The sequence below is a fragment of the uncultured Methanobrevibacter sp. genome (genome assembly GCF_947170395.1).
In the GTDB taxonomy this organism is placed as follows: Archaea; Methanobacteriota; Methanobacteria; order Methanobacteriales; family Methanobacteriaceae; genus Methanocatella.
The window spans coordinates 1-24,908 of sequence record NZ_CAMVTE010000033.1; the positions used below are offsets into that span (position 1 = coordinate 1).

General features: G+C 32.0%; 23 protein-coding genes. 22 read left to right on the forward strand and 1 reads right to left on the reverse strand.

What is annotated here, in order from left to right:
• The first annotated feature begins 11 nt into the window (after positions 1 to 11).
• From Q0W04_RS08635 to Q0W04_RS08725, 19 genes are all read left to right on the forward strand, one after another.
• Positions 12 to 497, forward strand: a complete 486-nt coding sequence (locus Q0W04_RS08635; protein WP_298502126.1) for a Brix domain-containing protein — start codon at positions 12 to 14, stop codon at positions 495 to 497.
• Entirely contained in the window at positions 490 to 759 is a 270-nt protein-coding gene (locus tag Q0W04_RS08640; RefSeq protein ID WP_298502129.1) for a KEOPS complex subunit Pcc1, read from the forward strand. The genes Q0W04_RS08635 and Q0W04_RS08640 overlap by 8 nt, the downstream gene beginning before the upstream one ends.
• A 30-nt stretch (positions 760 to 789) precedes the next feature.
• Positions 790 to 1,137: a prefoldin subunit beta gene (locus tag Q0W04_RS08645; RefSeq protein WP_298502132.1), complete on the forward strand. Its 348-nt coding sequence runs from the start codon at positions 790 to 792 to the stop codon at positions 1,135 to 1,137.
• A 33-nt stretch (positions 1,138 to 1,170) separates the two neighbouring features.
• On the forward strand, positions 1,171 to 1,455 hold the full coding sequence (locus tag Q0W04_RS08650; protein WP_298502135.1) for a DUF3194 domain-containing protein: 285 nt from the start codon (positions 1,171 to 1,173) through the stop codon (positions 1,453 to 1,455).
• Between the two features lie 385 nt (positions 1,456 to 1,840).
• A complete protein-coding gene (locus Q0W04_RS08655; RefSeq protein WP_298502138.1) occupies positions 1,841 to 2,530 on the forward strand; it encodes a HisA/HisF family protein in 690 nt (229 codons plus the stop codon).
• Between the two features lie 119 nt (positions 2,531 to 2,649).
• The gene (locus Q0W04_RS08660; protein WP_298502140.1) at positions 2,650 to 3,006 is read left to right on the forward strand and encodes a zinc ribbon domain-containing protein; all 357 of its coding nucleotides are present in this window, start codon (positions 2,650 to 2,652) and stop codon (positions 3,004 to 3,006) included.
• A gap of 218 nt (positions 3,007 to 3,224) precedes the next feature.
• On the forward strand, positions 3,225 to 5,702 hold the full coding sequence (locus Q0W04_RS08665) for a TIR domain-containing protein (RefSeq protein WP_298502143.1): 2,478 nt from the start codon (positions 3,225 to 3,227) through the stop codon (positions 5,700 to 5,702).
• A 199-nt stretch (positions 5,703 to 5,901) separates the two neighbouring features.
• The gene (locus Q0W04_RS08670; protein WP_298502146.1) at positions 5,902 to 6,108 is read left to right on the forward strand and encodes a hypothetical protein; all 207 of its coding nucleotides are present in this window, start codon (positions 5,902 to 5,904) and stop codon (positions 6,106 to 6,108) included.
• A gap of 53 nt (positions 6,109 to 6,161) precedes the next feature.
• Positions 6,162 to 6,860, forward strand: coding sequence for an SHOCT domain-containing protein (locus Q0W04_RS08675; RefSeq protein ID WP_298502149.1), 699 nt, complete (start codon positions 6,162 to 6,164; stop codon positions 6,858 to 6,860).
• A gap of 1 nt (position 6,861) precedes the next feature.
• Positions 6,862 to 7,275, forward strand: coding sequence for a hypothetical protein (locus Q0W04_RS08680; RefSeq protein ID WP_298502151.1), 414 nt, complete (start codon positions 6,862 to 6,864; stop codon positions 7,273 to 7,275).
• Positions 7,276 to 7,278: 3 nt separating this feature from the next.
• The gene (locus Q0W04_RS08685; RefSeq protein WP_298502154.1) at positions 7,279 to 7,848 is read left to right on the forward strand and encodes an HNH endonuclease; all 570 of its coding nucleotides are present in this window, start codon (positions 7,279 to 7,281) and stop codon (positions 7,846 to 7,848) included.
• A gap of 36 nt (positions 7,849 to 7,884) precedes the next feature.
• Positions 7,885 to 8,025, forward strand: coding sequence for a hypothetical protein (locus Q0W04_RS08690; protein ID WP_298502157.1), 141 nt, complete (start codon positions 7,885 to 7,887; stop codon positions 8,023 to 8,025).
• Positions 8,026 to 8,044: 19 nt separating this feature from the next.
• The gene (locus Q0W04_RS08695) at positions 8,045 to 8,740 is read left to right on the forward strand and encodes an SAP domain-containing protein (RefSeq protein ID WP_298502160.1); all 696 of its coding nucleotides are present in this window, start codon (positions 8,045 to 8,047) and stop codon (positions 8,738 to 8,740) included.
• Positions 8,741 to 9,101: 361 nt separating this feature from the next.
• Complete coding sequence (locus Q0W04_RS08700; RefSeq protein ID WP_298502163.1) at positions 9,102 to 9,752, forward strand: Ig-like domain-containing protein; 651 nt, start codon at positions 9,102 to 9,104, stop codon at positions 9,750 to 9,752.
• 53 nt (positions 9,753 to 9,805) lie between these two features.
• A complete protein-coding gene (locus Q0W04_RS08705; protein ID WP_298502165.1) occupies positions 9,806 to 10,927 on the forward strand; it encodes a hypothetical protein in 1,122 nt (373 codons plus the stop codon).
• 353 nt (positions 10,928 to 11,280) lie between these two features.
• Positions 11,281 to 11,775: a PH domain-containing protein gene (locus Q0W04_RS08710; protein ID WP_298502168.1), complete on the forward strand. Its 495-nt coding sequence runs from the start codon at positions 11,281 to 11,283 to the stop codon at positions 11,773 to 11,775.
• Between the two features lie 158 nt (positions 11,776 to 11,933).
• Positions 11,934 to 14,990 (forward strand): Eco57I restriction-modification methylase domain-containing protein, encoded by a 3,057-nt coding sequence (locus Q0W04_RS08715; protein WP_298502171.1) that lies wholly within the window; start codon positions 11,934 to 11,936, stop codon positions 14,988 to 14,990.
• Positions 14,990 to 15,928 carry a DUF4268 domain-containing protein gene (locus tag Q0W04_RS08720; protein WP_298502173.1) on the forward strand — a complete coding sequence of 313 codons (939 nt, stop codon included), beginning with the start codon at positions 14,990 to 14,992 and terminating at the stop codon, positions 15,926 to 15,928. The genes Q0W04_RS08715 and Q0W04_RS08720 overlap by 1 nt, the downstream gene beginning before the upstream one ends.
• Positions 15,929 to 15,957: 29 nt before the next feature.
• Positions 15,958 to 16,887, forward strand: a complete 930-nt coding sequence (locus Q0W04_RS08725) for an SseB family protein (protein WP_298502176.1) — start codon at positions 15,958 to 15,960, stop codon at positions 16,885 to 16,887.
• A 455-nt stretch (positions 16,888 to 17,342) separates the two neighbouring features.
• On the opposite strand, the gene Q0W04_RS08730 is transcribed toward Q0W04_RS08725, so the two are convergent.
• Positions 17,343 to 17,522 carry a hypothetical protein gene (locus Q0W04_RS08730; protein ID WP_298502179.1) on the reverse strand — a complete coding sequence of 60 codons (180 nt, stop codon included), beginning with the start codon at positions 17,520 to 17,522 and terminating at the stop codon, positions 17,343 to 17,345.
• A gap of 109 nt (positions 17,523 to 17,631) precedes the next feature.
• Between Q0W04_RS08730 and Q0W04_RS08735 the strand changes: the two genes are divergently transcribed.
• The 3 genes from Q0W04_RS08735 to Q0W04_RS08745 all read left to right on the forward strand — a co-directional run.
• A complete protein-coding gene (locus Q0W04_RS08735; RefSeq protein WP_298502182.1) occupies positions 17,632 to 18,480 on the forward strand; it encodes a cation diffusion facilitator family transporter in 849 nt (282 codons plus the stop codon).
• Positions 18,481 to 18,500: 20 nt separating this feature from the next.
• Entirely contained in the window at positions 18,501 to 19,319 is an 819-nt protein-coding gene (locus Q0W04_RS08740) for a PfkB family carbohydrate kinase (RefSeq protein WP_298502184.1), read from the forward strand.
• Positions 19,320 to 19,486: 167 nt separating this feature from the next.
• On the forward strand, positions 19,487 to 24,908 hold a 5,422-nt coding region (locus Q0W04_RS08745), incomplete at its 3' end, for a DUF4011 domain-containing protein (protein ID WP_298502187.1).

The following is a 24,908-nucleotide window of genomic DNA, read 5'->3' on the forward strand; positions in this document are numbered from 1 at the left end:
TTTTGATTTAAATGTTAATTTCAACTTCTAGAAAACCTTCTCAAAAAACTAGAAAATTCTGTAAAACCCTGGCACGCGTTACCGATTCAACCTCAGTAAACCGGGGAAAAATGAATATGCGTGAACTTCTCTTAAAAGCTCTGGAAGTTGATGAATTTAACTTGGCCATTGTCAATGAGACTAAAGGAAATCCAAGTAAAATTACTTTTTATTCAAATAAGGGGGAAGTTTTGCTTGTTATCATGATTAGTGTTGTGCTGGAAAGCGAAAAGCTCAACATGGCTCCGTCTCAATTGAAGGTAGTATCAAAAATTGAAAGGCTTAACGTTTTAAGCGATATTTTGGATTTTGATTTAGTGGACAGTGCAGAGGATAACTGTATAGTTATCTCTGATGATGAGAATCTAGTGGCAAAAATTAATTTCCTAAATAAGTTTGGAGATAAACTCAATTTCCAAATCAATGTCAAAAAGATTTTAGAGGCGGCACATGATTGATGAAACTCCTCTTGAATCTGTCAAAAGTAACATATCTGTTGAATTTGAAAGCGAAAACCAGGCAAAAATCATTTATGACGCAATAGTTCTGGAGTTTGAAACCGCTCCTGATTTCAGATCATCAATGACAATGGAACTGGAAGGCCCTAAAATTCTAATCAATATCGATGCTCAGGATTCAACATCCTTCAGGGCTTCTGTAAATTCAGCTATCAAATGGATTAAACTGGCATTGGAAATTAACAATCTGACAAATGAATAATGTTTATAAAATAATTTAAAAGGTGATATTATGGATATTCCGGAAAACATTCAACAACAGTTAAATCAGTTTCAACAATTACAACAACAGGCTCAGGCCGTAACTATGCAAGTTCAGAATGTTGAAATTCAAATTCAAGAAACTGAAAAAGCATTAGAAGAACTTAAAAAAACCGATGAAAATACTGAAGTATTCAAACAGGCTGGAACTTTACTTATTAAAGTTGAATATGCAGACGCATTATCAGAAATGGAAGACAAATTGGAAACTCTCGAGTTAAGAAAACAGACCATGACCCGTCAGGAAGAAAGAGTCATGAAAAAACTCGAAGAAATGCAGGCTACCATTCAAAATGCAATGCAAGGTATGGGCCAATAGGCTTAATACTTTCTTTTCTTTTTTTGGATTTACATGTCAAAACTTAAAAAATTATCCAAAAGCGATTTATCTGTCATTTCCGATGATTTTGGGGAAATACTAGAGAGGGAAGTTTCCAAAAACATTTCCACCAAGGAAGTTGAGGATTTGGATTTGGATATCACCATCAGCTATGAGGCCGAACAGCTGGATGTTGACGTTGATGTCGGCGTGACTTTCGATGAACTTTCCGAAATCAGCCAGGACCAGATCATGAAGGCCATCGATGAGGCTTATGTGAAATTTGATTCCTACATTGATGAAAATTTCAGAGAGTAGTTTAATTTTGCCTGACTTTTGTCAGTTGCACTTTATCAACCTAATTTTATTAATTTTTATCATCTTTTAGGCATTCAAAAATTATAGTTTTATGATTTTCATTTTTTAATGAACATTAATTCGTTAATTGCCAATTTTTTTTAATGTTTTCTATAAATTAACATATTTTTTTAAAAATAATTTATTCAAGTTTACTTTAATTTTTCTAAAATAGAGTAACATTTATATACTATGTGACTAAAACTAATAAGTAGAGGTTAATTTAATTGACCTGAAATTGATCATTATTTTTATTATTCGAATTAGGCTAAAAAAACATTTTTAGCTTAATTTCCTCCATAATTTTTTTTAAATATTTTTATACTTTGTTATTCTAATTATTATTATGATTAAAAAAATTCCTGTTATAGATTTAAAACAGCACCAGGCCGTAAGCGGCAAATCCGGTATGAGGGATACATACACACCATTAAACACTGTTTTTGCACCTTCCGCCAATCCTGTCGAAATTGCACAGGGTCTGAAACTGAACGGTGCGGATGAAATGTATATCGCCGATTTGGATTTGATAGAATCACAGGGCCACAACATAAACGACATAAAAATGGTCAACACAATCCTGCCTGTGATGTTTGACGGCGGAGTAAAGGACGCCGAATCATTCGAGTTCTTTTTGGAGTGCGCATACAAGGTAATCGTTCCCACTGAAACCTTGAAAAACATTGAAGAGATGGAAATGATATTTGAAAGATTTCCAAAGGAACGTATTGTTGTAAGTGTCGATGTAAAAAATAACGAATTGCTTAGCAAAAACTTTGACATGACCCTTAAGGAGTTTAAGGAAATATTGAAGATTTTGGATCCAAATGAAATAATTCTTTTGGATATTACTGGTGTGGGTACTGAAAAAGGTTACAATGAGGAATTGCTGAGTGAATTTGAGGATATGAAAGATAAAATAATCATGGCCGGCGGTTTGAATAAGAATTCCATCGGGGAGTTGGAATCCCTAGGAATAAAAAAAGTACTGATAGGCACAAGCCTGCATTCAGGTGAAGTTAGACTTCTGGACTAAAGGGTTACTGCTCATAGCCAAACAAAGACAATGTATCAGCTGTGGAATGGAAATAAACAAGTACTATAGTGGCGACAGGCCAAGGATTGTTGATGAATTAATGGAATTGGTGAATACTTATGAAAATTTGTCCAAATTGCGGTTCAATACTTGCAGATAATGAACCTTACTGTGAGAATTGTGGTTTTGATCCAGATTATGACATGGGAAACTGGAGTTATGGAGGTTATAGGTCTTCAAATAAACCATATATTCATGGAGAACACATTAAATCTCCAGAAAATTCAGATGGTGATGTTTTAGATATGCTTGCGGGTTTATTCTTATTGGGCGCTATAGTAGTTGCTGTTTTTGTGTCTCTTTATTTGCATCACTGGGACATTGTTTCTCTTGTAATGGATAATCTTGGGCCATTGGTCCTGCTGATAATTATTGTTGTGGTAGTTGTCAAGGCATGCACTTTTTTTGATGGCTAATGGTGTCTCCAACTGGTTTTTCACAATTAAAACGTAATGGCATACCTCAAGCAAATCAATTAGTAAGTATATTATAAAAAATAGTTAACCAGTATAGTAATGGAGTTATACACAAGTTATATTATCGGTATATTATTTTTAATCAATGTGGGTCTATAATTTAGAGATTATATTTAATAAATAGTATTAATATAATCTTAATTAATAGGTGTTTTTTTATGAATTTCACGGAATTTGAAAAATTAATTCCTAAAGGCCATATTTTAAATGGAATAAATAATTTTGAGAATCATCATGATGTTTTTATTTCTTATTCGCCAGAGGACCAAGAAAGGGCATTTAAGATTTGTTATATTTTAGAGCAAAATAATTTGAAATGTTGGATTGCACCTCGCAATGTTACTTCAGGTGAACATTATTTAGATGCAATAAGTAATGCAATCAAATCAACAAAATGCGTATTATTACTTTTTTCACAATTTTCTCAAGAGTCAAAATATGTATATAATGAAATACACCATGCAATTAGATGGGGTAGAAAAATAATTTCTATTAATGTCGATAATTCGAAGCCTGTCGATGAAATCAAAGATTTATTGAGTGATGCTATTTGGATTGATGCCTGTGAATCGGAATCTGATTTTTATAATTTAGTTAAGATTATGCACTCCAATATTAAATACTTCCCATCTAATGTTTATTACACGAAAAAAAGGATATTTTTAGATTCAGATATAATTTTTGATGACAATTATGAGTCTGGGGGCATTAAATTAAATCGTGATAATTTAGTCATTGATGGAAATGGACACACTATCGATGCACAAGGAAAAACACGTATATTTTACTGCACAAGTAAAAATATTACTATTAAAAATATCACATTAAAAAATGGATATGCAGAAGATGGAGGATTCATATTTAATTATGGTGGTGAATTAACAATTGAAGAATCTACAATCACTCAGGATGTAGCCGACTGTGATGGTGGTGCTATAAATAATTATGAAGGCAATTTGAAAATTTTTAATTGTGAATTTTCAAACATATCTTCTCAAAAAAATATTATTAACAATAAGGATTCTTTAGAAATATATAATTCTGCTTTTTTAAGTAACCAAGCTGAAAATATCATTGTAAATGAGAATAACAGATCTTCACTCAGTGTTATTAATGGGAAATTCAAAGACAATATTATTTTCAAGTCTATTATTTTTAACAGTGGAAAGAATTGCTTAATTGAAAAAAGTATTTTTGAAAACAAAATTTGTGAGAATAATTCGCAAAATCTATTAAAAACGATTTTTAAAAAATATATATTCAAAAATGATTCAAAAAATATAATTAATAAATCAAATCTAACTTTAATAAGTCCAATAATTAAAGATGACGGCAAAACTGTTTTAAATAAAGGACACATACATATAAAAAACTTTTCACAAGATTTTTTAAGAAAAATTAATGGTAATGGCACAATCCAAATGGATATGGATTTAATTCCCAATAGTGAAAAATTTGATTTTGGATATTTGGATAAAATAATACATGAGGACACAACAAATGAAATCATTTTAGACGAAGATATATGTTTAGAAGATTATGAAAGAGATTTTTATGAAGGCGGAATTGAATTAGAGAGGGATAATTTAACTATTGATGGTAAAGGTAGAACTATTGATGGGGCTGATAAATCACGTATTTTTTTAATTACTGGAAATAATATCACATTGAAAAACATCATATTTAAAAATGGACACTCTCACAAAAACTATGATAACATTCTAAATAGTAATGGAGGAGCAATAAAAATCAATTCTAATTTAAAATTAACATTAGAAAACTGTAAATTCATTAATAATGTATCAGAAGAAAATGGTGGGGCAATATATTACTTTAAAGGAAATTTAACAATATCTAAATCCAAATTCAAGGGGAACCTGGCAAAAGGTTTCGCTGGAGCAGTATTTAATGATGATAGGTTAACTATAAGTGGGGTTGATTTCAAAAATAACCATGCTTTTTATGGGGGGTCAATTGCTAACACCGGCGAGTTAAATATCTTAAACTCTAATTTTAATAAAAACGAAGCACCACTTGGAGGAGCAATATTTAATAGGGGTGAGTTAACTATATCAGATTCATCATTCAATGAAAACATATCATCACTTGGTGGAGCCATATTTAATTCTACTAAATTATCTATTTCTAAATCTTTAATTGAAAAAAATATGGCAAAGGATATTCTAGAAATGGATTATGATAAGTTTATTTTAAATATAGATGAAGAGGGTTTATTTGATTATTTCAAAGATGAAGATGAGTTAAATGCTATTGGAGGGGCAATATTTAATAATGGTGAGTTAATTATAATGGATTCAACACTCACTGAAAATGTGGCTAGGGAGGGTGGTGCAATATTTGGTGATGGAAACGGTGGGATTGATATTGCAGATTCGATACTGAGTCAAAATATGGCTACGAACGGTGGAGCAATTTGCATAGGTTTTGTTTTATTTGAGGTTATCGGACAATATTTAAAGGGAGGTACCTTAAATATATCAGAATCCAAACTCAATAGAAACATCGCACGAAAAGGGCATGGTGGAGCAATCTATTTTTATCGCTCTTCGGATAAATATGAGTCAAATAATTGTACTTTTGAAAATAACCGTCCTGATGATGTTAACAAATTTTGATAATCCTTCTTTTTCTTCGCGAAGACCTCCTAATGGAAGACAAAAACATAATCATAATCCTGCTATTAATAATTGTTGTTCTTGCAGCGACAGTTGGAATGTTTTCAAATTCGGCATCTGAAAAGAACCAACTAAAATCAAAATAACAAGCAATAAAACATAATATGAAGGCGGTAAATTATCAATTCAATTAACTGATTTGAATAAAACACCAATATCAAAGGAAATAGTTAACATTACAATAACTAACAGCTCAGGTGATGTGGTTGTTGATGATGTGGTTAAAACTGATTCTAAAGGTAAAGCAAAACTGGATTTGGATTTAAAGAAAGGCAAGTATAATGTCACTGTAAGTTATGGTGGAAATGAAAACTATACTGGAAATAACACATATATCAAACACTAATTTTAAACACAATTTATATTATCTTTGTGAAACATACACTATAATTGATTGATATGGGATTGTTTGACAATAAAACAAAAGAAGATTATCTTGAAGAAATGTTAGCGGATAACAATGTCTTCGAAGGAATAAAATGTGAAGCTATTTTTCCAAATAAACAATTACAAATTGCAACTTCAAGTGGTTTGAAAAAAGGTGTTGCAACATTAGCTTTTGGTTTAATTGGTTTAGCCGCAACAAGTGGTGTAAAACATGAAGAAAAGAAGAGAAAAATAATAACTACATTTCAAATAGTTGAAAAAGGAATAGTATTTAAAAAAGCAACAGAAAATGGTGAAGACTTAAGAATCCCATATGAAAATATAATCAAAGTAGAGTTATTAAAACGTAGTCATTTAAAAGTTAGATCAATCAATTCTAGAACTAGATCTAGCAAACCTAAACCTTATGCATTTAAAATATTATTGTTAAAAAATCAGGAAATTGTAATAAATATAGATAATTTAACTTTATATTCTAAATCTTATTTTATAAATCATATTGCGAACATCATCAACGAACGAGCTTGCGGTGCTCAATACGAAGAAGCAGGTTGGGGCCTTGAACACGCAACTAATGAAACACCACAACATGAAACCAAGCAAGAAAGCAACTTGATGGATGAACTTGAAAGACTCGCTAATCTGTATGAGAAAGGTTTGCTGACAGATGAAGAGTTTGCAGCGATGAAGAAGAAGTTGATAGAGGGATAAAATGGGGAAATATTTTAATTTTGCAATGCGCATGTTAGTTGAAATGTCAAAACAACAAGCTAGGATTAATCAGAATTCAATAGGGTATTCAAATTATAAATCCAATAATAACTCAAGTTACAATAAACATTCAAGCAATAATGTAAAAAGCAAGAAGAAACAATCATATAAACGCTGTAATAATTGTGGTCGTAAAATTCTATCAATTTATGGTGCTTGTCCACATTGTAATAGTAAAGACTTATCTAGATTGAATTCCTGTTCAAAAATTAAATTTAATAAATTAAAAATTCATGATAAGAACATTGACAAAAACCGATATAATATATGTAAAAACTGCGGACGTCAAATTTTAAAGGTATATGGTGCTTGTCCTCATTGTGGAAGCAAAAATATTAAAATATTAGGTGTTTAACTTATGGAAAAATACTGCAAATCCTGTGGAAGAGTCTTTAAAGATTCAGACTTTAGAATTTGTCCATACTGCGGCAAGCAATTATCTACAAGAACTGGCAGACAACCGATTCCACGTAAACTTCGCCACCAGGTATTTCAAAGAGACGGGTATCGCTGCAGAGAATGTGGTGCTACAAACAAGCAAACAAGATTACATGTGGATCATATCAAACCAGTAGCAAAAGGCGGAACTAATGACTTAAGCAACCTCCAAACATTATGTGAAGATTGCAATAAAGCCAAATATACTGATGAATGGGAAGGTGGATCATATAATTTTTATGATGCTCGTAATCAGACAAATTTATATGATTTAAACAATAATAAAGAAAAAGATATATCTTCAAAATATAAGAAATGCCCAAAATGCAACACTAAACTTGTTTATAGGGCTGAAAAATGTTTTAACTGCGGACATCATTTTGTAAATAGTTTTTTATTATCAAAATTTAAGAAATGTCCAAAATGCAGTACTAATCTTGTTCGTAGAGCAGAGAAGTGTTTTAATTGTGGATATCATTTTAAAAATTAAAAAAATCTAATTAAAAGCAATTAAATTTGTGATACAATGACTAAACAATGCTTTTACTACATCTACCCAAACAAAGACAATGCAACACGATGCATTAACTGTGGAATGGAATTAAAGAAGTACTGGGATAAGTCAGCGATAGGCCACGGCTTGTTGATGAAAGGAAGAAATGATTAACTGAATAGGTAAGATTATCATGTTAACTGATTTAAGCGAATTAAAAGGGTTTGATTTTTCTAAAAAATATTTTGAAATTAATAATATTTATGATTATTATGAAATTAGGGAATACCTTACTCAATTAGATGAATATAAATTTGACGAGGGGCCATTTGTTGATTATGCTAAAATTGAAGACATTGAAGATATTGGAGACAGTAAGGGGAGCATATCAGATTATGTTGAAATTTTAATATATGCTAAAGAATATTATGCTACTACTTGGAATGAAGCTGCCAAATTAGCTAAAAGGTCAGGCCATATTAAATATGATTGTATTGATACGATACATCATAACTTACTTGTTGTTGATTTGCAAAAAATACTGAAAACTTATGATTTGAAAGTATCTGGAAGAAAAAGCGAATTAATTTCTAGAATTGAAGAAAATCTTTCTATTGAACAAATAGAAGAAGTATTTCCAGAAAATAGTCCTAAAGGTATTTATGTTCTTACTAAAAAAGGTGAAAAATTTTTAGAGAAATATTCTGTGTACTGGTTTAAATTTGAACCATCAAACTTCACTCCTGAAGAATTTGAAGTTATATGTAAAAATAATTCTCAATATTCAGCTGAAGAAATATATTATTGTATAACTCATCAGCCATGGATTAAAATTGACGAAAGTAAATTCAATAATAAAGAATTAAAAGAAATGGGGTATGAGGAGTAATTTTATTTTTATTTACTGTTATTCATTATTCCCAAAAACTAATCGGAAAGCAACTTTTGACTTAACTATGCAAAACATCATGATTACATCTATTTTGTCACTATCCATAAATGTTGCTTTAAGAGTTAAATAAATGATTTTTTGATGTAACTAATTATTACTACAAAAATTTCAGTCACAAATACTCATAGTTTCAGATATATGGTGAATGTTGCTCATTTATGTCTGTATTCATAGATTCTTGTACAGGTAATTTATACACAAGTTATTTATTAGTTATGTGATAAACATTATTATTGGTATAATTATTAAAGGTGAATCTATGAAAAAGATGTTTTTCCATTTGGTGTTATGTTTACTTATGTTAATGTGTATATCGGTAGTATCGGCTAACGGAAACATTACTGGTGTTGAAAGTGATGTTAATTTTTTAGAACAAACAACACAGCCTATTGATAATATAAGTAATGAAAATATTATTTATTATGAAAATGATGAATTACTTGGTGTAAGTGTAAATGACTCATATAAACTTGAAACAACTAAATCAATTTCGACAACCATTACAATGAGCTCTGTAACTGCTAATGAAGGGGATTCTTTCACATTTACAGCTTATGTTAGGGCAAGTAATGGTATGACTGTTCCTGGAAATGTAACTTTTAAATATGGCAATGAATTTTCAAAAGTTTTAAACAAAGGATCTGCTAAAATCACATATAGAGGAACTTTGCCTCCAGGAACATACACTTGGACTGCATCTTATACTGGTGGATCAACTACATCTGGAGGAACTACTTATAAATTTTTAAGTAGCAAAACAACATGCAAATTAACTGTAATGGGCAATGCAGTGGTATCCGCCGAAAATTTTAATTCATTTTACCAATCTGGTGAAAAATATCAAATTAAAGTAACTAACTCTTATACTAATAAAGGAATCTCAAATAAAAAGATTAAAGTTTTATTTTACACCGAACCCAATCAATACACAACATCTTATTTTACATAGATAACAATGGAATATACGAAGGAACTATAGATAATGCTCCGGGAAATTATAAAATGGCAGTTAGTTTAGTTGACACTTATTATAGATCCAATACTGCTATTTTTAACATGTCTATAGATAAAAAACCAATTAAATTAATTTCAAACCAAATTACAAGTACTGTATCTACATATACTACTTTAAAAGTCAATGTTAGAGATACTTTGGGAAATATCGTTAATAATGGGACTGTAATCTTTACAATAAATGGTAACTCATATACAGTTAATGTTAAAGATGGTGTAGCAATTAAACAAGTTAAACTTGCAAAAGGAACATATGAATGTAATGCTACCTATTTTGGTGAAAATTGTTATTCTAATGAGACTTATTTTAATGTTGTAATTAATAAAGCAAATGTTAAATTAACAGCATATAAATGGATTTCCACAACAAAAGAATACACTACTTTAAAAATAATTGTAAAAGATACTTTGGGTAATAAAATTAATGAAGGATCAGTAAAATTTACTATAGATGGTAAAACTTACAAGATAAATGTAAAAAATGGAATTGCAACAAAAAAACTCAAACTCAAAAAATCTAAAACATACACATATAAAGCAACATTTTCAAGTGCAAATTATAACTCCAAAACAGTATCCTCAAAAGTAATCGTAAAACCAACTAAAAAGTTTTACACCTTCAAATATGGAAAACTTATCGGTAAAATATCTTATAAACAATACACAGATATATTGAATGCATATAATAATGGAAAATATAAGGAGATTAGTGTCAACACAGGTAAATACAATACATACAAAGTTCCAAAATATAAAAATGTAAAAAAGAAAGTATGGGTTTATAAAAAAGTTTTACAATATGAAGATGTTTGGAGTAGTGATTGGAGCGATTATACCTCATATGAGTATAACATAGACAAATATTGGGCGAATGGTTGGACTTGGTACGGTTCAACAACCACTAAAGAAAATGGAGGTCATGTCTATAAGTATTATTCCAAATTTAAAAAGCAAGTAACTAAAAATGTTAAAGTTAAAAATGGATATAAATATGCTAAGTATCAAATACGTATGGTTGTATCAAGTACTGAAGGTTATAATGGGTTTTCTATTGAATTTTATGATTCACATGGCGGATACTTAGGAGGAGGATTAAAAAATATAATTTAATCTCCTATTATTTTTTATAAATATATATTTTAATATTAAATCGTCCTTAGAAGAAATTTTAGCATATACAGTAAATTTCGTGAGTAAAATGTGGGTTTAGGAGATTGAACAAAGGTAAAAAAATAATGAGTGAATATTAGTCTCTTGTTGAATTAGGTATTTTGTAATGTGTTTTATGGAAATACAAAAAATAATATGGTTATAATTTTAGAATAATATAATAAAAGATTTAATAGATTTATTAACATAATGTATAATTATTGAAAAAATGTGGTTTATATGGTTAAATATTGTCCTGAATGCGGGAATAAGTTGTAGAAGGCACTAAATTTTGCCCTGAATGCGGTTCATCTTTGAATATTGAGATAAAAGATAATAATGTTGTTATTGATAATAATGCTGTAAAAGTTGAAGTTGAAGAACGTATTGTTAAAAAAGCAGAGATTAGTAGAGCAATTTACCTTATACCGTTGGTTGTTGGTTTAATAACATTAATATTTCTCATAGGTCTTTTCTTTATATTTTTAGCTATTATATTTTACTTTAAAGCAGCTAATGCAGAATTAATTATAACTAATAAACATTTGATTGGTAAAGCGGGTGTTGTGAGTTCAGAACAAATGCAGATTCCATTAAATATGATTAATACTGTATATTATGAAAAGGGGATATTCGGAAACATGTTTGGATATGGAACTATAAAAATTACTTCTCAAGTTGAAGACTGTGTTTTTGAAAATGTTAAAGATGTCGAAGAGTTCCATAGAATTCTTTTATCTGAAATTAGTAAATTTGATGATAGTCGTATGATTAAGCAAGCAAATTTCATTTCTGAAGCATTAAATTAATTATTAATTGTCTAACATCTAAAAAATGTATATTTACATATAATATTTTTATCAAAACAAAAAGTATCTTATTTTGTATAAATGTTTTGATAAAGTTGTGAAGATATTTATTTTATAATTTACAAATATTTTGTTAGGGATGTTTGTGTTGTGTTCTTATGGTTGAAGCCGTACTTAATCAAGATAATATTGAAAAAGGTAGAAAAATCATTGCTGATTTAGTTGCAAGATTTGACAGTAATAAAAGTTTTTATACAACTTCTAAGCTTTACAAGGAAGAAGAAACTAAAGTAGAATTTATAAATCCTATGATGGAAGCGTTAGGATGGGATGTACATAACAAACAAGGTTTAGGCCCTAATTTTAAAGAGGTTGTTTTTGAGGAATCATTAGCTGTTGGAAAAGAAACAAGGGCTCCTGATTATTCATTTAGATTAGGGGGTCAATTGATTTATTATCTTGAAGCAAAAAAACCTAGTGTCAATATTAAAGATGACAGAAGTCCAGCATATCAGGCAAGACGTTATGGTTGGAGTGCAAAAATACCAATTGTAATATTAACTGATTTTGAAGAACTTGCAATATACGAAACAACTTCAAAACCAAAAGAAAGTGAGCGAGCAAGTACTGATAGGGTATTGTACTACACTTATGATGAGTATTTAGACAAATGGGATGAAATTTACAGTTTATTCAGTAAAGAAGCTGTTCAAAAAGAACTATTTCAAAAATTTGTCGATGACAACACTTCCAAAACTAAAAGGGGCACACAATCAATCGATGATGAATTCTTAAAAGACATTGAAAAATGGAGATTAATATTAGCTAGAAACATTGCTTTAAGAAATAAAGATTTATCATTATCTGAACTTAATTTGGCAGTGCAGTTGATTATTGACCGTATCGTCTTCTTTAGAATGGCTGAAGATCGGGGAATAGAAAGATATCAGACACTATACAAACTAGCGGAATCTGAAAATATCTACAAACAATTATGTGAAGTATTCAAAAAAGCTGATTTAAAATATAACAGTGGTTTATTCCATTTTAGTTTTACTCCAGATTACTCTGAATTTGTAGATAACATCACATTGCACTTAAACATTGATGATGGAGTATTCAAAGAGATATTTGCTGATTTATATTATCCAAAAAGCCCATATGAGTTTTCAGTAATCAGTCCTGAAATATTAGGCAATATTTATGAAAACTTCTTAGGCAGTATTATTAGATTAACCCCGTCACACCAGGCAAAAATAGAACAAAAACCTGAAGTAAAAAAGGCAGGTGGTGTCTTTTATACGCCGCAATACATTGTTGATTATATTGTTGAAAATACTGTTGGTGAATTAATTAAAGGTAAAACTCCAAATCAAATAGCAAAACTAAGAATACTTGATCCTGCTTGTGGTAGTGGATCTTTTTTACTAAGAGCTTATCAAAAATTATTGGATTATCATTTGGAATATTATATTGGTCTTAAAAAACCACCTAAAGAAGTTTATTATGTTGGTAAGGACAATGTGCCTAGATTAACTATTCGTGAGAAAAAAAGAATACTTACCAATAACATTTATGGCGTAGACATTGATGTAAATGCTGTTGAAGTAACAAAACTATCGCTCCTTCTAAAAGTATTAGAAGATGAAAATAAAGATGTTTTAGAGCAACAGCAGAAATTATATCAAGAGAAAGTGTTGCCTAACTTATCTTATAACATTAAATGTGGAAACAGTTTAATAGGAACTGATATTTTAGTCCAAGAAGACTTAGAACATGAAGATGTTCTAAAATTAAATCCATTTAATTGGGAACATGAATTTCCATTAGTATTCGCAAATGGTGGATTTGATGCAGTAGTAGGTAATCCTCCATATATTCGTACTCAAACAATGGATAAACTATCAATTAAGTATTACAAGAATAATTATCTATCATCTTCAAAAGGAAATTATGATATTTACATAGTTTTTGTAGAAAAAGCATTACAACTTTTAAATACAGATGGGATAATGGGATATATTTTGCCCCATAAGTTTTTTACAGCTAAATATGGGATGTCCTTAAGAAAAATGATTTCTGAAAATAAGAATTTAAAGAAGGTAATTCATTTTGGCGATCAGCAAGTCTTTAATAGTGCAACTACATATACTTGTCTATTATTTTTAGATAAACAGGATAATAATAAGTTTTATTTCGAAAAGATAAATAATCTAAATAAATTCAAATCAAATTATCATGATGATGTTGAGAATTATTTGAGTTTTGATAATGTTTCTTCTGAGGAATGGGTATTTGTTTCTGGAAAAGAAGGTTCTTTATTTTATAAATTATACAATATGCCTTTTAAATTACTGAATTTTGTTAATGTTTCTGTAGGTCTTCAAACAAGTGCTGATAAGGTATATATATTGCCATTAATTGAAAGTTTTGATGACTTTTCTGCTGTAAAATCTAAATTCTTAGAAGAAGAATTTCGTATTGAAAATGGGATTTTAAAACCATTATTGAAAGGTGCTGAAATAAAGAGATATCAACAACCAATTGTAAATAATTTATTAATATTTCCATATTCAATTAATGGAAATGATTTAATTCCTTTTTCAAGAAGTAAAATTAAGGAATATCCTTTAGCTTTTGATTATTTAAATTTAACAAAAGAAAAGTTGTTAAATAGAAGTAGTGTTGATTCTTATAATTGGTGGTTGTATCCTTATCCTAAAAATTTATTGGTAATGGATAAACCTAAGATTATTTACCAAGTATTGAGTCGTCGAGGTTCATTTACTTTAGATGAGTATGGTGAGTTTTGTTATGTTGGTGGTGGTACTGCGGGAGGTTATTCTATAACAACAGAGTCAAATGATATTAATGAATTGAAATATTTGTTGGGTATTTTAAATTCAAATGTAACTACATTTTTCATTTCTAAAGTTGCTTCTTCTTTTAGGGGAGGGTATTTTTCATTTGGTAAGAACTCTTTTGAGCATTTTCCATTACCTTCTGAAGATTTAGTTGATATGGAGTTAGTTGAATTGGTAGATAAAATGATAAATTTAAATAAAGGGCTTCAGCTTGTAAAAACTCCTCAGGAAGAGAAATTACTTAAAATTCAAATTGATAAAATTGATGAAGAAATTAATAATAGCGTATATAAATTATATGATTTAACTGATGATGAAATAAAGATTATTGAAGATAGTTTAATGGATTGATGATGATGCAATTAGGTAAGTTAGTGAAAGTTAAGGATTTACGATCTGTTTGGCCACATGAAGCTAATGATTTTACTAAATGGTTAGCAAAAGAAGAAAATTTAGCTACTTTAGGTGATGAAATTGGTATTGATATTGAATTGAGGTCTACCGAAGCTAAAACAGGTTCTTTTAGTACGGATATTTTAGCTGTTGAAGCTAACACTGATAATAAAATTATTATTGAAAACCAATTAGAACAAACTAATCATGACCACTTGGGCAAAATTATCACTTATGCTTCAGGTCATGATGCTAAAACTATTATTTGGATTGTTAAGGAAGCTCGTGAGGAACATCGTCAAGCTATCGATTGGTTGAATGAGCATACTGATGAAGAAATCAATATATTTTTATGTAGGATTGAGTTATGGAAGATTGGTGATTCTGCTATTGCTCCTAAGTTTCAGGTTGTTTCTAGTCCTAATAATTGGACAAAAACTATTAAAAGAAGTTTAGACAATGAGTGGACTTCAACTAAGATGTTACAATATAATTATTGGGCTAAATTAACTGGGGAAATTGATAAAAATTATGCTATGTTTAATTCAAGAAAACCTCAAGGTCAAAATTGGTATGATATAGCCATTGGTAGTAGTTTAGCACATATATCTTTGACAATTAACACTCAAAAATCAGAAATAAAATCTCAAATATGGATTAAAGATAGTAAGCCATTATTTGATAATTTATTTGAATCTAAAAATAAAATAGAAGAAGAATTGGGTTTCGAATTAAATTGGGGTCGACTTGATAATAAAAAAGCATCATATATTAGTGTTATTTATAATGTTAATATTCGTGATGAGGGTAATTGGGATAAATCAATTAAATGGCAATTAGATAAAGCTTCTAGACTATATGATGTATTTTCAGATAGGATTAAAAAGTTTAATTAATTTAAATACTGATTAATGAGGTGTTTACAATGCAAAAATCGTATGTAACAAATAATCATTTTAGAATGGTGTTAAATGAAATGGGAGACTTTTTAGAAAGAGGTGAAGAGCCCCCTGAAGAATTATTTGCTGACTTTATTAATGAATTAAAATTTTCTAGATTATTAATACCTGGTCTTTTTGAAGGTGAAGATTTTATTTCAGAGAATATTGTATTAGATGATGGGGCAACTGTTATACCGTTATACACTGATGATGTTGAATATATTAAAGATGATAATGTGGATGACCAATATGACCCTGTTCCTAATGATATTTTAGACTATGTCGATATCTTAAATAATAATGGTGGTGATGGGGTTGTAATCAATCCTGCAACTGAAGGTTTTACTATTCCTATTGATTTATTGAATAATTTTCCATTAAAATCAGGAATTACTTTTAAGGATAATTTTAATGGTGGATATAGTCCGGAACAGTTAAAAAATATTGCTGAAACTACTACTAATGATTCTTTAGTTAGTTTTATTAGAAATCCGTCTAATGAAGATAATTTTGATGGTTTGATGTTAGAATTATCTAAAGCTACATTATTAAATGAGTTTGTAAGTGATGAAGATTTTGGAATTTATGCAACAAATGGTATTTTATTATTAGATGATGTTGAAAGATGTGCATTATCAACTATATCTACTGAAGATGCTGAATTTGGAATCTTATTTACAAGTAAAAAGGCTATTCTTGATACTGTAAGTGTCGATGATAGTAATTATTATGTTTATCAGATAACAGTTTTATCAGAATTCATTGATTTCGTTTTAAGACAAGATATGCGAGGAATTATTATTAATCCTAATTTAGAAGAGTATTTTATTCCAAGATATGTGTTGTTTAACTATTCATCTATTTTAGACAATCCTAGCTTTAAAAATGCAATTAATTATGCATTCTTAGAATAAGTTATCATTCAAAGGCGTGCTATATGGGAGCTTAGTTAAAGAAGGGCTTATTGAAGGTGAACTGGATGTATCTACTTGGGATGTTAATTGGAGCATGAAAACGATACTTGGGTGTCAGATTTACGACTCACAGATGAAATTAAGTCCCATTTTGATATTCCAATTGAGATGATAGAAAATGGGCTACGGAAAAATCTATAATTGAGGCTGAAAATTGGTAGAAAAATTTATATCTATATGTTTATGATGCAATTTATTATTTTCGTGCATTGATGTTGTTAGATTGATTATGGATATGATTAAAATTAGTTGACCATACATCCTTTGATAATAAATATAAGATATATAAATTTTATTACAATGAATAAGTCTTGTTAGATTTATTTTTATTTTATTTTTCATGGAAAAAAAAGTTATCGAAAATTGATGGAATATTAGTCAAAAACACTTACAGTTTAGACTAAAACGCTTAAAACCACATATGGGAATACGCAAGCTATAATAAATAATGCAATGCCTAAACCTAATTTAGGTTTGTCTTCATCTAAAGATCCTGAAATTATCAACAGCACTCCCAAAAATCCGAAAATTACTGGAAGAATATGTGAAAAAATTGTTGTTCCAACTATCGCCATTTTATATCACTACTTAAATTTTAATTTTCAAATTATTTAAACATAACTTAAAAATCAATGTTTTTTGAAAAAAGAATCTTTTTAATATTCAAAATACATAATAAATGATATGAGAATTGACACTCATCATCATCACAAAAAGGCCGGTGAAAACCTGGCGTTTGTGTTTTTCATGAATTTGGCGTTTAATATATTGGTAATCGTTGGAGGTCTTGCAACTAACAGTATGGCTATTCTTGCTGACTGTATTCATGATCTGTCCGATACGATTTCAATAGCTCTTGCATGGGCTCTGGAAAAGGTTGCCCAGAAGGACTCGACAGAAAAATATTCATACGGATATCAGAGATTTTCCATTCTTGGAGCGGTGATAATCTCTGTTTTTGTAATCATCATGGCTTTTGTAATACTTCGGGAAGCCATTCCGAGACTGTTTGCTCCCGAAAGCGTTGATGCCAGGGGAATGCTTCTTGTGGCTGTTGTAGGCATAATATTTAAATCAATTTCAGTTTACAGGCTTCACGATGGTGAAACATTCAATGAAAAGGCGATTCTATTCCACCAGCTTGGGGACGTATTTGAATGGATTGCAATATTGATATTGAGTCTTGTACTGATGTTTTGGGACGGTGCGCCGTATTTGGATCCTTTCGTTTCAATAGGAATAGCTATATGGCTGATATTTAACCTTGGAAGAAATCTCTACAAATCAGTTGAAGTATTGCTTCAGAAAACCCCTGATTATTTTGATGTTGGCGAGTTTAAAAACCTGATTTCATCAATTGACGGTGTAAATGCAATTGAGGATTTTCATATATGGTCACTTGACGGCATAGATTCTGTAATGACACTTAAAGTCGATGTTGATTTTGAAAAAAATGTTGAAGAGATAAAAAAGGAGATTTACGATATTTCAGGCCGATATCATGTTGTAGATATTACGATTGAACTGGATTAGACTAAATGTGAGGTTTTATTATGGTTGTAGTTATTCTTGGCCATCCATGTCGTGATGAGATAATCATTGCTGGTGAAAAGTCATATGAAATAGGCGGACCGAGCTATTATCAGGCTCATGTGTTTAGGGAGTTGGGCTATAATGATTTTCTTGTAATCTGTCATATGCCGGCGCATTTTTTAAATGTATTTCCGCCGGGTATGAGGGTATGCTCTGTAATAACTGAGGCTCACCATATATTTACCAATGAATATCCCGACAAGGATAATCCCGACATAAGAATCCAGTCCTCGAATTTTCCTAAAATCCCAATAACAGTACCTCAAATTCAGGGTTTCATTTCAGGTCTTGATGTTGATGCATTCATCGTCAATCCGCTGAATCCCCGTGATTTTCCGCTTGAAACAATAGAATATTTAAAGTCATTCAATGTGCCGATTTACATGTCCCTTCAGGGATTTTTAAGATATAAAAGCGATAAGTCTTTAGGATTGAGGCCCAACAGACACATTAAGGAAATTGTGGATGGAGCAGAAGCCATATTTTTGGATGAAGGCGAAGCGGAATATGTTCCTTTGGATGAGCTGAACGTGGGTGAAATCATCATTACAAACGGAAGTAAAGGTTCAAGAATTCTTGGCGAAAGCGAAATAAGGATAGATGCAATTCCATCCGATAATGTGGTGGATACAACAGGATGCGGTGACACCTTCATGGCGGCATATATTGTTCTTAAACTGGAGGGCTATACGTCCGTGCAGGCAGCCAATTTCGCCTCTCAAATAGCCAGTGAAAAAACGCAATATCAGGGACCATACCGGGCAAGAAAATCGCCCTGATTTTTCCATGATTTTATATTTTTTTAATTTAAATTAATTTAGGGTTATTTAAGTCTATTTTTCACTTGAATAATGATTTTTAATAACTTTCAGAAAACTTTATTAATAAATTATTTTATAATTATATATGTATCTTAAATTATTTTTAAACACTACAAAGGGTCATCATGTTAAACAAATCATCTAATATAATCGAAAAGGAATTTAAAAATTTACGTAAGGAGCTATTGGATTTAACCTTAAGAAACCAGCTTCTTAACTTCAAATCAAGAGCAAAAACTATCACTATAGTAAATCAGTCCCCTATAAATCTTTTCCAGACTTTGGTTCTTCAGGAAAACAAAATGTATTTTGTGGCCAACAAAAAGGACAAAAAAGAGGACAAGTCATCAGTTTGGGACCACATTCCATTTGATTTTTCCAAGTTTTCTGAAGGGGATAAGAAACTGGCCACTGATTTGACTCCAAAAGAGCTCCAGAAAAGATTATATTACATAAATAACCAGGCAAAGACAATGCTCCAGGAGCAGGGTTATAACATTTTGTATCTGGCAATAGGATTTTTGGAATGGAAAGACAAATCCAAACCAAAACAGAAAAACAAGGCTCCTTTGGTGTTGATTCCGGTTTCAATGGAAAGGAAAAAGGTTGGTGAATCATTCAATCTTGAATGGACCGGAGAAGATATTCAAACCAACATTTCACTTAAGGCCAAATTGTTGGATGCAGGCATTGAACTTCCTAATTTCGAATTCAAAAGATATGGGGAAGTCATTGACCATTACATTGCCAGTGTCCGCCGTGCAGTCAGCAGAATGGATGGCTGGAACGTAAACAGTGATGTGGCTTTAGGTTTCTTTAGTTTTACAAAATTCGTAATGTATAATGACCTGAACCCTGATGCATGGGCAGACAATGTGGATTTGACCAAAAATGAACTGATTCAGGCCATTTTCAATCCCGCCAAAAATGATCAGGAAGCATTCAGGGAAGAAGACATTGACACTCAGCTTGAATACAGAAGCATGTATCAGGTTCTGGATGCTGATTCATCACAGATTGCAGCTATTCAGGACGTTAAGGCAGGACGTAACCTGGTTGTGGAAGGACCGCCGGGAACAGGTAAATCCCAGACAATTGTGAATCTGATAGCTGAGCTTCTCGCTGAAGGCAAATCAGTTTTATTCGTATCAGAAAAGATGGCTGCTTTGGACGTTGTAAAGGACAGGCTTACCGGTGTCGGATTGGGGAAATTTGTACTTGAACTGCATTCCCACAAGACAAGGCGTAAAAAGTTCCTCAAAGACCTGCAGAAGGCAACCAACGTTCGCGCTCAGGAGCCGTTGAATATTGACCAGACGATCCGTAAACTGGAAACCCTGCGCCGTCAGCTTGATGATTACTCTCAAATCATTCACAAACCCGCATTTGCAGTTAATCTTTCTCCGTTCCAGCTATATGGAATGAAGGAATCAGCCGATGATCATTTTGCAAGAAAAAATGCAATAATGCCTCTGGTAAGATTTGAAAATCCAGAAAGTGTCACCCTAAAGGATTTGGATGACATGAAAATAGCTTTGGAAAACCTGGCTGAGCTTTATCAGACAATTTCAAAGGAAAATCCGTGGAGCAAATGCGCTCCTAAAAGTCTGCTTCCGGCAGATTTAAGGGAAATTGAAATGCTGATTAACGATTCCCTTCACAGTCTGGATAATTTCCTTGTGGAACGTGGAAGGGTTTATGACATTTACGGAATAAAAAAACCCGACACTTTAAATGAGTTTCAAAATTCACTTTCAGCGTTTGAAATCATCAAGTCACAGAATGCCGAACTGATAGACGGAAGCATCATCAAATCAGGGGCATGGAATAATAACAATGACGATGCATTTAAATTAATTCAGGAGCTTGAAAGGTATCAGAAATACGCTCCACTTTTAAATAAATTCAATCAAAGTATTTTCCAGGCAGATATTGACCGCCTGATATATGAGTTAAGAAACATTTCCAACAAAAAGTTCAGATTCTTCAACAACAAGCAGCACATTGAACTTGTTGAAAGGTACTATGCAGTTCCCGTACCCGGAAATATCGACGATATCATAAGGGACCTTCAGGAAGCAAAGGCAGTAATCAAAATGAGAAAGACTCTTGAGGCCAACAATGCGCTGGGTCAGAAATATTATGGAGGATACTGGCATCTCAATGCAGATATTAATGACCTGAAAGCCATTGCAAGATGGATGCATGAGTTCAGCGCCCTGGTTCGTGAAGGAACATTTTCACAAAACACCATTGACCTTATGAGCAAGGATCTATTCGACATCAAACCTGAAAGGGACCTTGCCGAGTATATCGAGGCAGGAGAGGAATTTGTCCGTGTACTTTCAAGACTTAAGGACAAACTGAACCCAAGAAGCAAACTTATCTTTAAAAGAGAAACAGGTGATGTAAGCTTTGAAGCATGGCAGGAACAGTTATACAATTGGAGAGGACAGCTTTCAAGCCTTCACTTATGGTCTCAATACTTAAATACCAAAAATGCGCTCAAGACTTCAAATGCCAAAATGTTTGTTGATTCAATCGAAAAGAGAAACATCAAAAAATATGACATTGAAGCACTGGTTGAAGGAAACTTTGCAGATTCACTTTTAAACATATTATTTGTAGAAAACCATGAGCTGGCCACCTTTGTCGGTGAGCTTCACGAAAACAGGATTCGTGAATTCAAGGATTTGGATAAAAAGATTTTAACATTAAACAGAAAAAGAATCTTTCATAAACTGAACAGCAACATCCCAAAAATATTCGGAGGAACCGAAAACCCTCAGGCAAAAATCCTTGCAGGAGAATTTACAAGAAAAAGCGGACACATGCCTGTCAGAAAGCTTTTGGAAAAGGCAGGAGGTATGATAAAGCAAATTAAACCTTGTTTTATGATGAGTCCTCTATCCATTGCCCAATATCTCGACCCTACAAATGAGGAACTCCAATTTGACGTGGTTATTTTTGACGAAGCAAGTCAGGTTAAACCGGAAGATGCACTTGGGGCATTCATGAGGGGAAAAACAGCCGTCGTTATGGGAGATACCCAGCAATTGCCTCCAACTTCATTTTTCGACCAGATGTCAGATGCCGACAGCGATGAGGAAGAGGCAACATCACTGGATATGGAAAGTATCCTGCATTTATGCAAACTGTCATTCCCGGTTAAAATGCTTAAATGGCACTACCGTTCACGCCATGAATCACTGATTACAGTTTCCAACAGGGAATTCTATGATGATGATTTGCTGGTTTATCCTTCACCTTCACATTCAGACCCTGAATTGGGATTGAAGTTCCGTTATAATCCGAATACCGCATATCACAGGGGTGCATCATCTGCCAACCCTCTTGAAGCGGAAGATGTGGCAGAAGAGATATTCAACCACTTTGAAAAATACGGCGATACAAAAAGTTTGGGTGTGGGAACATTTTCCGTTGCACAAAAGAATGCAATTCTCGAAGCGTTGGAGGTCAAGCGTAAGGAAAGGCCTGAATTTGAACCTTTGTTCTCAGACAGTAAAGAGGAACGTTTCTTTGTTAAAAACCTTGAAACAATACAGGGAGATGAAAGGGACGTTATTTTAATCAGTGTAGGTTACGGTTATGACCAGGACAGAAAGATGTCCTTGAACTTCGGTCCGCTCAACCAGGATGGAGGTGAAAGAAGACTGAACGTACTGATTACACGTGCAAGAGAAAAATGTGTAGTATTTTCAAACTTTAAAGCTTATGACATGAATTTAACCGCCAATCCGCCTTACGGTGTAAAATCACTTAAGGAGTTTTTGGAATATGCTGAAAACCTCACATTGGGAACACAGCATAATGAAGCACACTCCAAAGAACCGTTTGAAGATGCAATTGCAAGTTATCTTGAAGAAAACGGATATCAGGTTGACAGACAGATAGGATGTGCAGGATTTAGAGTGGATTTGGCAATTGTCGATGATGAAAATCCCGGAAAGTATATTTTGGGAATCACAACTGACGGAAAAATGTATTCATCAAGTAAGGTAGCCCGTGACAGGGACAGACTTCGTGAACAGGTACTGACTGGTCTTGGATGGAAACTTTATCATTTATGGTCTACTGACTGGTATAGAAACAGAGACCTTGGCCGTAAAAAGCTATTGAGCTTTGTAGAAAAATCAATCCGCGAAACCCGTGAAGAGGAAAAACGCAGATCCGAAGAGGAGAAAAAGCTGGCTGAGAAGAGAAGATTGGAAGCTGAGAAAAAAGCTGAAGAATTGCGTTTGGCACGTGAAAAGGAAGAGGCCGAAAGAAAAGCAAAAGAAGAAGCTGAAAATGAAGTAAATCCTGAAGATATTGGTCCAAGCGATTTTGTCGAAGTCGAAAAAGTTGATGATGGAGACATTTTGGAAAAACCGATTGATGTAAGTGAAATTGACCCATCAGAATTCTTTGAAGATGATGCTGAAAAAGCAGACAAGGTACAAAATGAGGAAAATACACAAAAGTCAGCTCCATCGGAATTCGTAACAGTTGAAGAGGAAGAAAAGGGATTTGAATATAAACAGGACTCTTCAGAATTTGTAGGTGAAGATTCACTGAATGATGCTGAAGAGGAAATTATTAATCCTGATGTCGGCGGTTCCGGTATAGATGAACCTTCTAATAGTGAAACTGAGGATGTTAATGTTTCTGGTGTAGAGGAAAATTCTGTTGATGATGTTAATGTTTCTGGTGTGGAGGAAAATTCTGCTGCTGATGTTAAAACAGAGTCTCCGGTTGTAGATGAGCCGGAATTTGAAAATGTCAATGCTACTGATATGGATGATTCTTCTGATGTTGATGTAAATCCTGAATCTGAAAGTATTGGAGATGAAGAACCTGCCGTAATCAATGAAGATGAGGAGATATGGGAATCTGATGAAGGTGTGTCTCCGGAAGACAATGCAGAAGTTTGGGAAGATGAAAAGGATTATGCGGATGATGATGAATCCGCTTCAATGTCATTGAAGGATAAGATAAAATCACATTTCAAACACGATTCCGAAGATGTTTCCGCAAAAGCATCAATTTTATCAGCTATCAAATTCGGTAAGGATTTGGGTAAAAATGCTGATTTTAATGAGGATATTATTAATGATGAACCAGAAGATAAACCTAAAGAAACATCAGTTAAGGAAGATAAGGTTGATTTAGGTTCTGATGATGATTATATTTATGTTGACCACAGCAATGATGAAATAGCTGAGGATGTCGAAGAAGAATTCAATGTTGAAGATTACGTTTCTCATGAAGAGGTGACTCCTGAGGAAACTCCAAGAGAATTTGTTGAGGATAAAAAATCCACATCTGCAGACAAGGTCAATTTCAAATCAAATGTTGATTTTGATTTTAAGGATGAACCTGTTGAAGAAGACATTCCTATTCCTGAAGAACCTGTTAAAGAGGATATTCCAGTTCCGGAAGAACCTGTTAAAGAGGATATTCCTCCTCAGGAAGAAGAAATTTTCGTTCATGAAGAACCTGTTAAAGAGGATATTCCTCCTCAGGAAGAAGAAATTTTCGTTCATG

Excerpts from the sequence above, each read along its gene's own strand:
- Q0W04_RS08695 (WP_298502160.1), top strand. The coding sequence starts at position 8,045 with ATGTTAACTGATTTAAGCGAATTAAAAGGGTTTGATTTTTCTAAAAAA.
- Q0W04_RS08660 (WP_298502140.1), top strand. The coding sequence starts at position 2,650 with ATGAAAATTTGTCCAAATTGCGGTTCAATACTTGCAGATAATGAACCT.
- Q0W04_RS08635 (WP_298502126.1), top strand. The coding sequence starts at position 12 with ATGTTAATTTCAACTTCTAGAAAACCTTCTCAAAAAACTAGAAAATTC.
- Q0W04_RS08705 (WP_298502165.1), top strand. The coding sequence starts at position 9,806 with ATGGCAGTTAGTTTAGTTGACACTTATTATAGATCCAATACTGCTATT.
- Q0W04_RS08715 (WP_298502171.1), top strand. The coding sequence starts at position 11,934 with ATGGTTGAAGCCGTACTTAATCAAGATAATATTGAAAAAGGTAGAAAA.
- Q0W04_RS08645 (WP_298502132.1), top strand. The coding sequence starts at position 790 with ATGGATATTCCGGAAAACATTCAACAACAGTTAAATCAGTTTCAACAA.
- Q0W04_RS08665 (WP_298502143.1), top strand. The coding sequence starts at position 3,225 with ATGAATTTCACGGAATTTGAAAAATTAATTCCTAAAGGCCATATTTTA.
- Q0W04_RS08735 (WP_298502182.1), top strand. The coding sequence starts at position 17,632 with ATGAGAATTGACACTCATCATCATCACAAAAAGGCCGGTGAAAACCTG.
- Q0W04_RS08655 (WP_298502138.1), top strand. The coding sequence starts at position 1,841 with ATGATTAAAAAAATTCCTGTTATAGATTTAAAACAGCACCAGGCCGTA.
- Q0W04_RS08690 (WP_298502157.1), top strand. The coding sequence starts at position 7,885 with ATGACTAAACAATGCTTTTACTACATCTACCCAAACAAAGACAATGCA.
- Q0W04_RS08730 (WP_298502179.1), bottom strand. The coding sequence starts at position 17,522 with ATGGCGATAGTTGGAACAACAATTTTTTCACATATTCTTCCAGTAATT.
- Q0W04_RS08675 (WP_298502149.1), top strand. The coding sequence starts at position 6,162 with ATGGGATTGTTTGACAATAAAACAAAAGAAGATTATCTTGAAGAAATG.
- Q0W04_RS08685 (WP_298502154.1), top strand. The coding sequence starts at position 7,279 with ATGGAAAAATACTGCAAATCCTGTGGAAGAGTCTTTAAAGATTCAGAC.
- Q0W04_RS08700 (WP_298502163.1), top strand. The coding sequence starts at position 9,102 with ATGTTAATGTGTATATCGGTAGTATCGGCTAACGGAAACATTACTGGT.
- Q0W04_RS08650 (WP_298502135.1), top strand. The coding sequence starts at position 1,171 with ATGTCAAAACTTAAAAAATTATCCAAAAGCGATTTATCTGTCATTTCC.
- Q0W04_RS08680 (WP_298502151.1), top strand. The coding sequence starts at position 6,862 with ATGGGGAAATATTTTAATTTTGCAATGCGCATGTTAGTTGAAATGTCA.
- Q0W04_RS08640 (WP_298502129.1), top strand. The coding sequence starts at position 490 with ATGATTGATGAAACTCCTCTTGAATCTGTCAAAAGTAACATATCTGTT.
- Q0W04_RS08740 (WP_298502184.1), top strand. The coding sequence starts at position 18,501 with ATGGTTGTAGTTATTCTTGGCCATCCATGTCGTGATGAGATAATCATT.
- Q0W04_RS08725 (WP_298502176.1), top strand. The coding sequence starts at position 15,958 with ATGCAAAAATCGTATGTAACAAATAATCATTTTAGAATGGTGTTAAAT.
- Q0W04_RS08720 (WP_298502173.1), top strand. The coding sequence starts at position 14,990 with ATGATGATGCAATTAGGTAAGTTAGTGAAAGTTAAGGATTTACGATCT.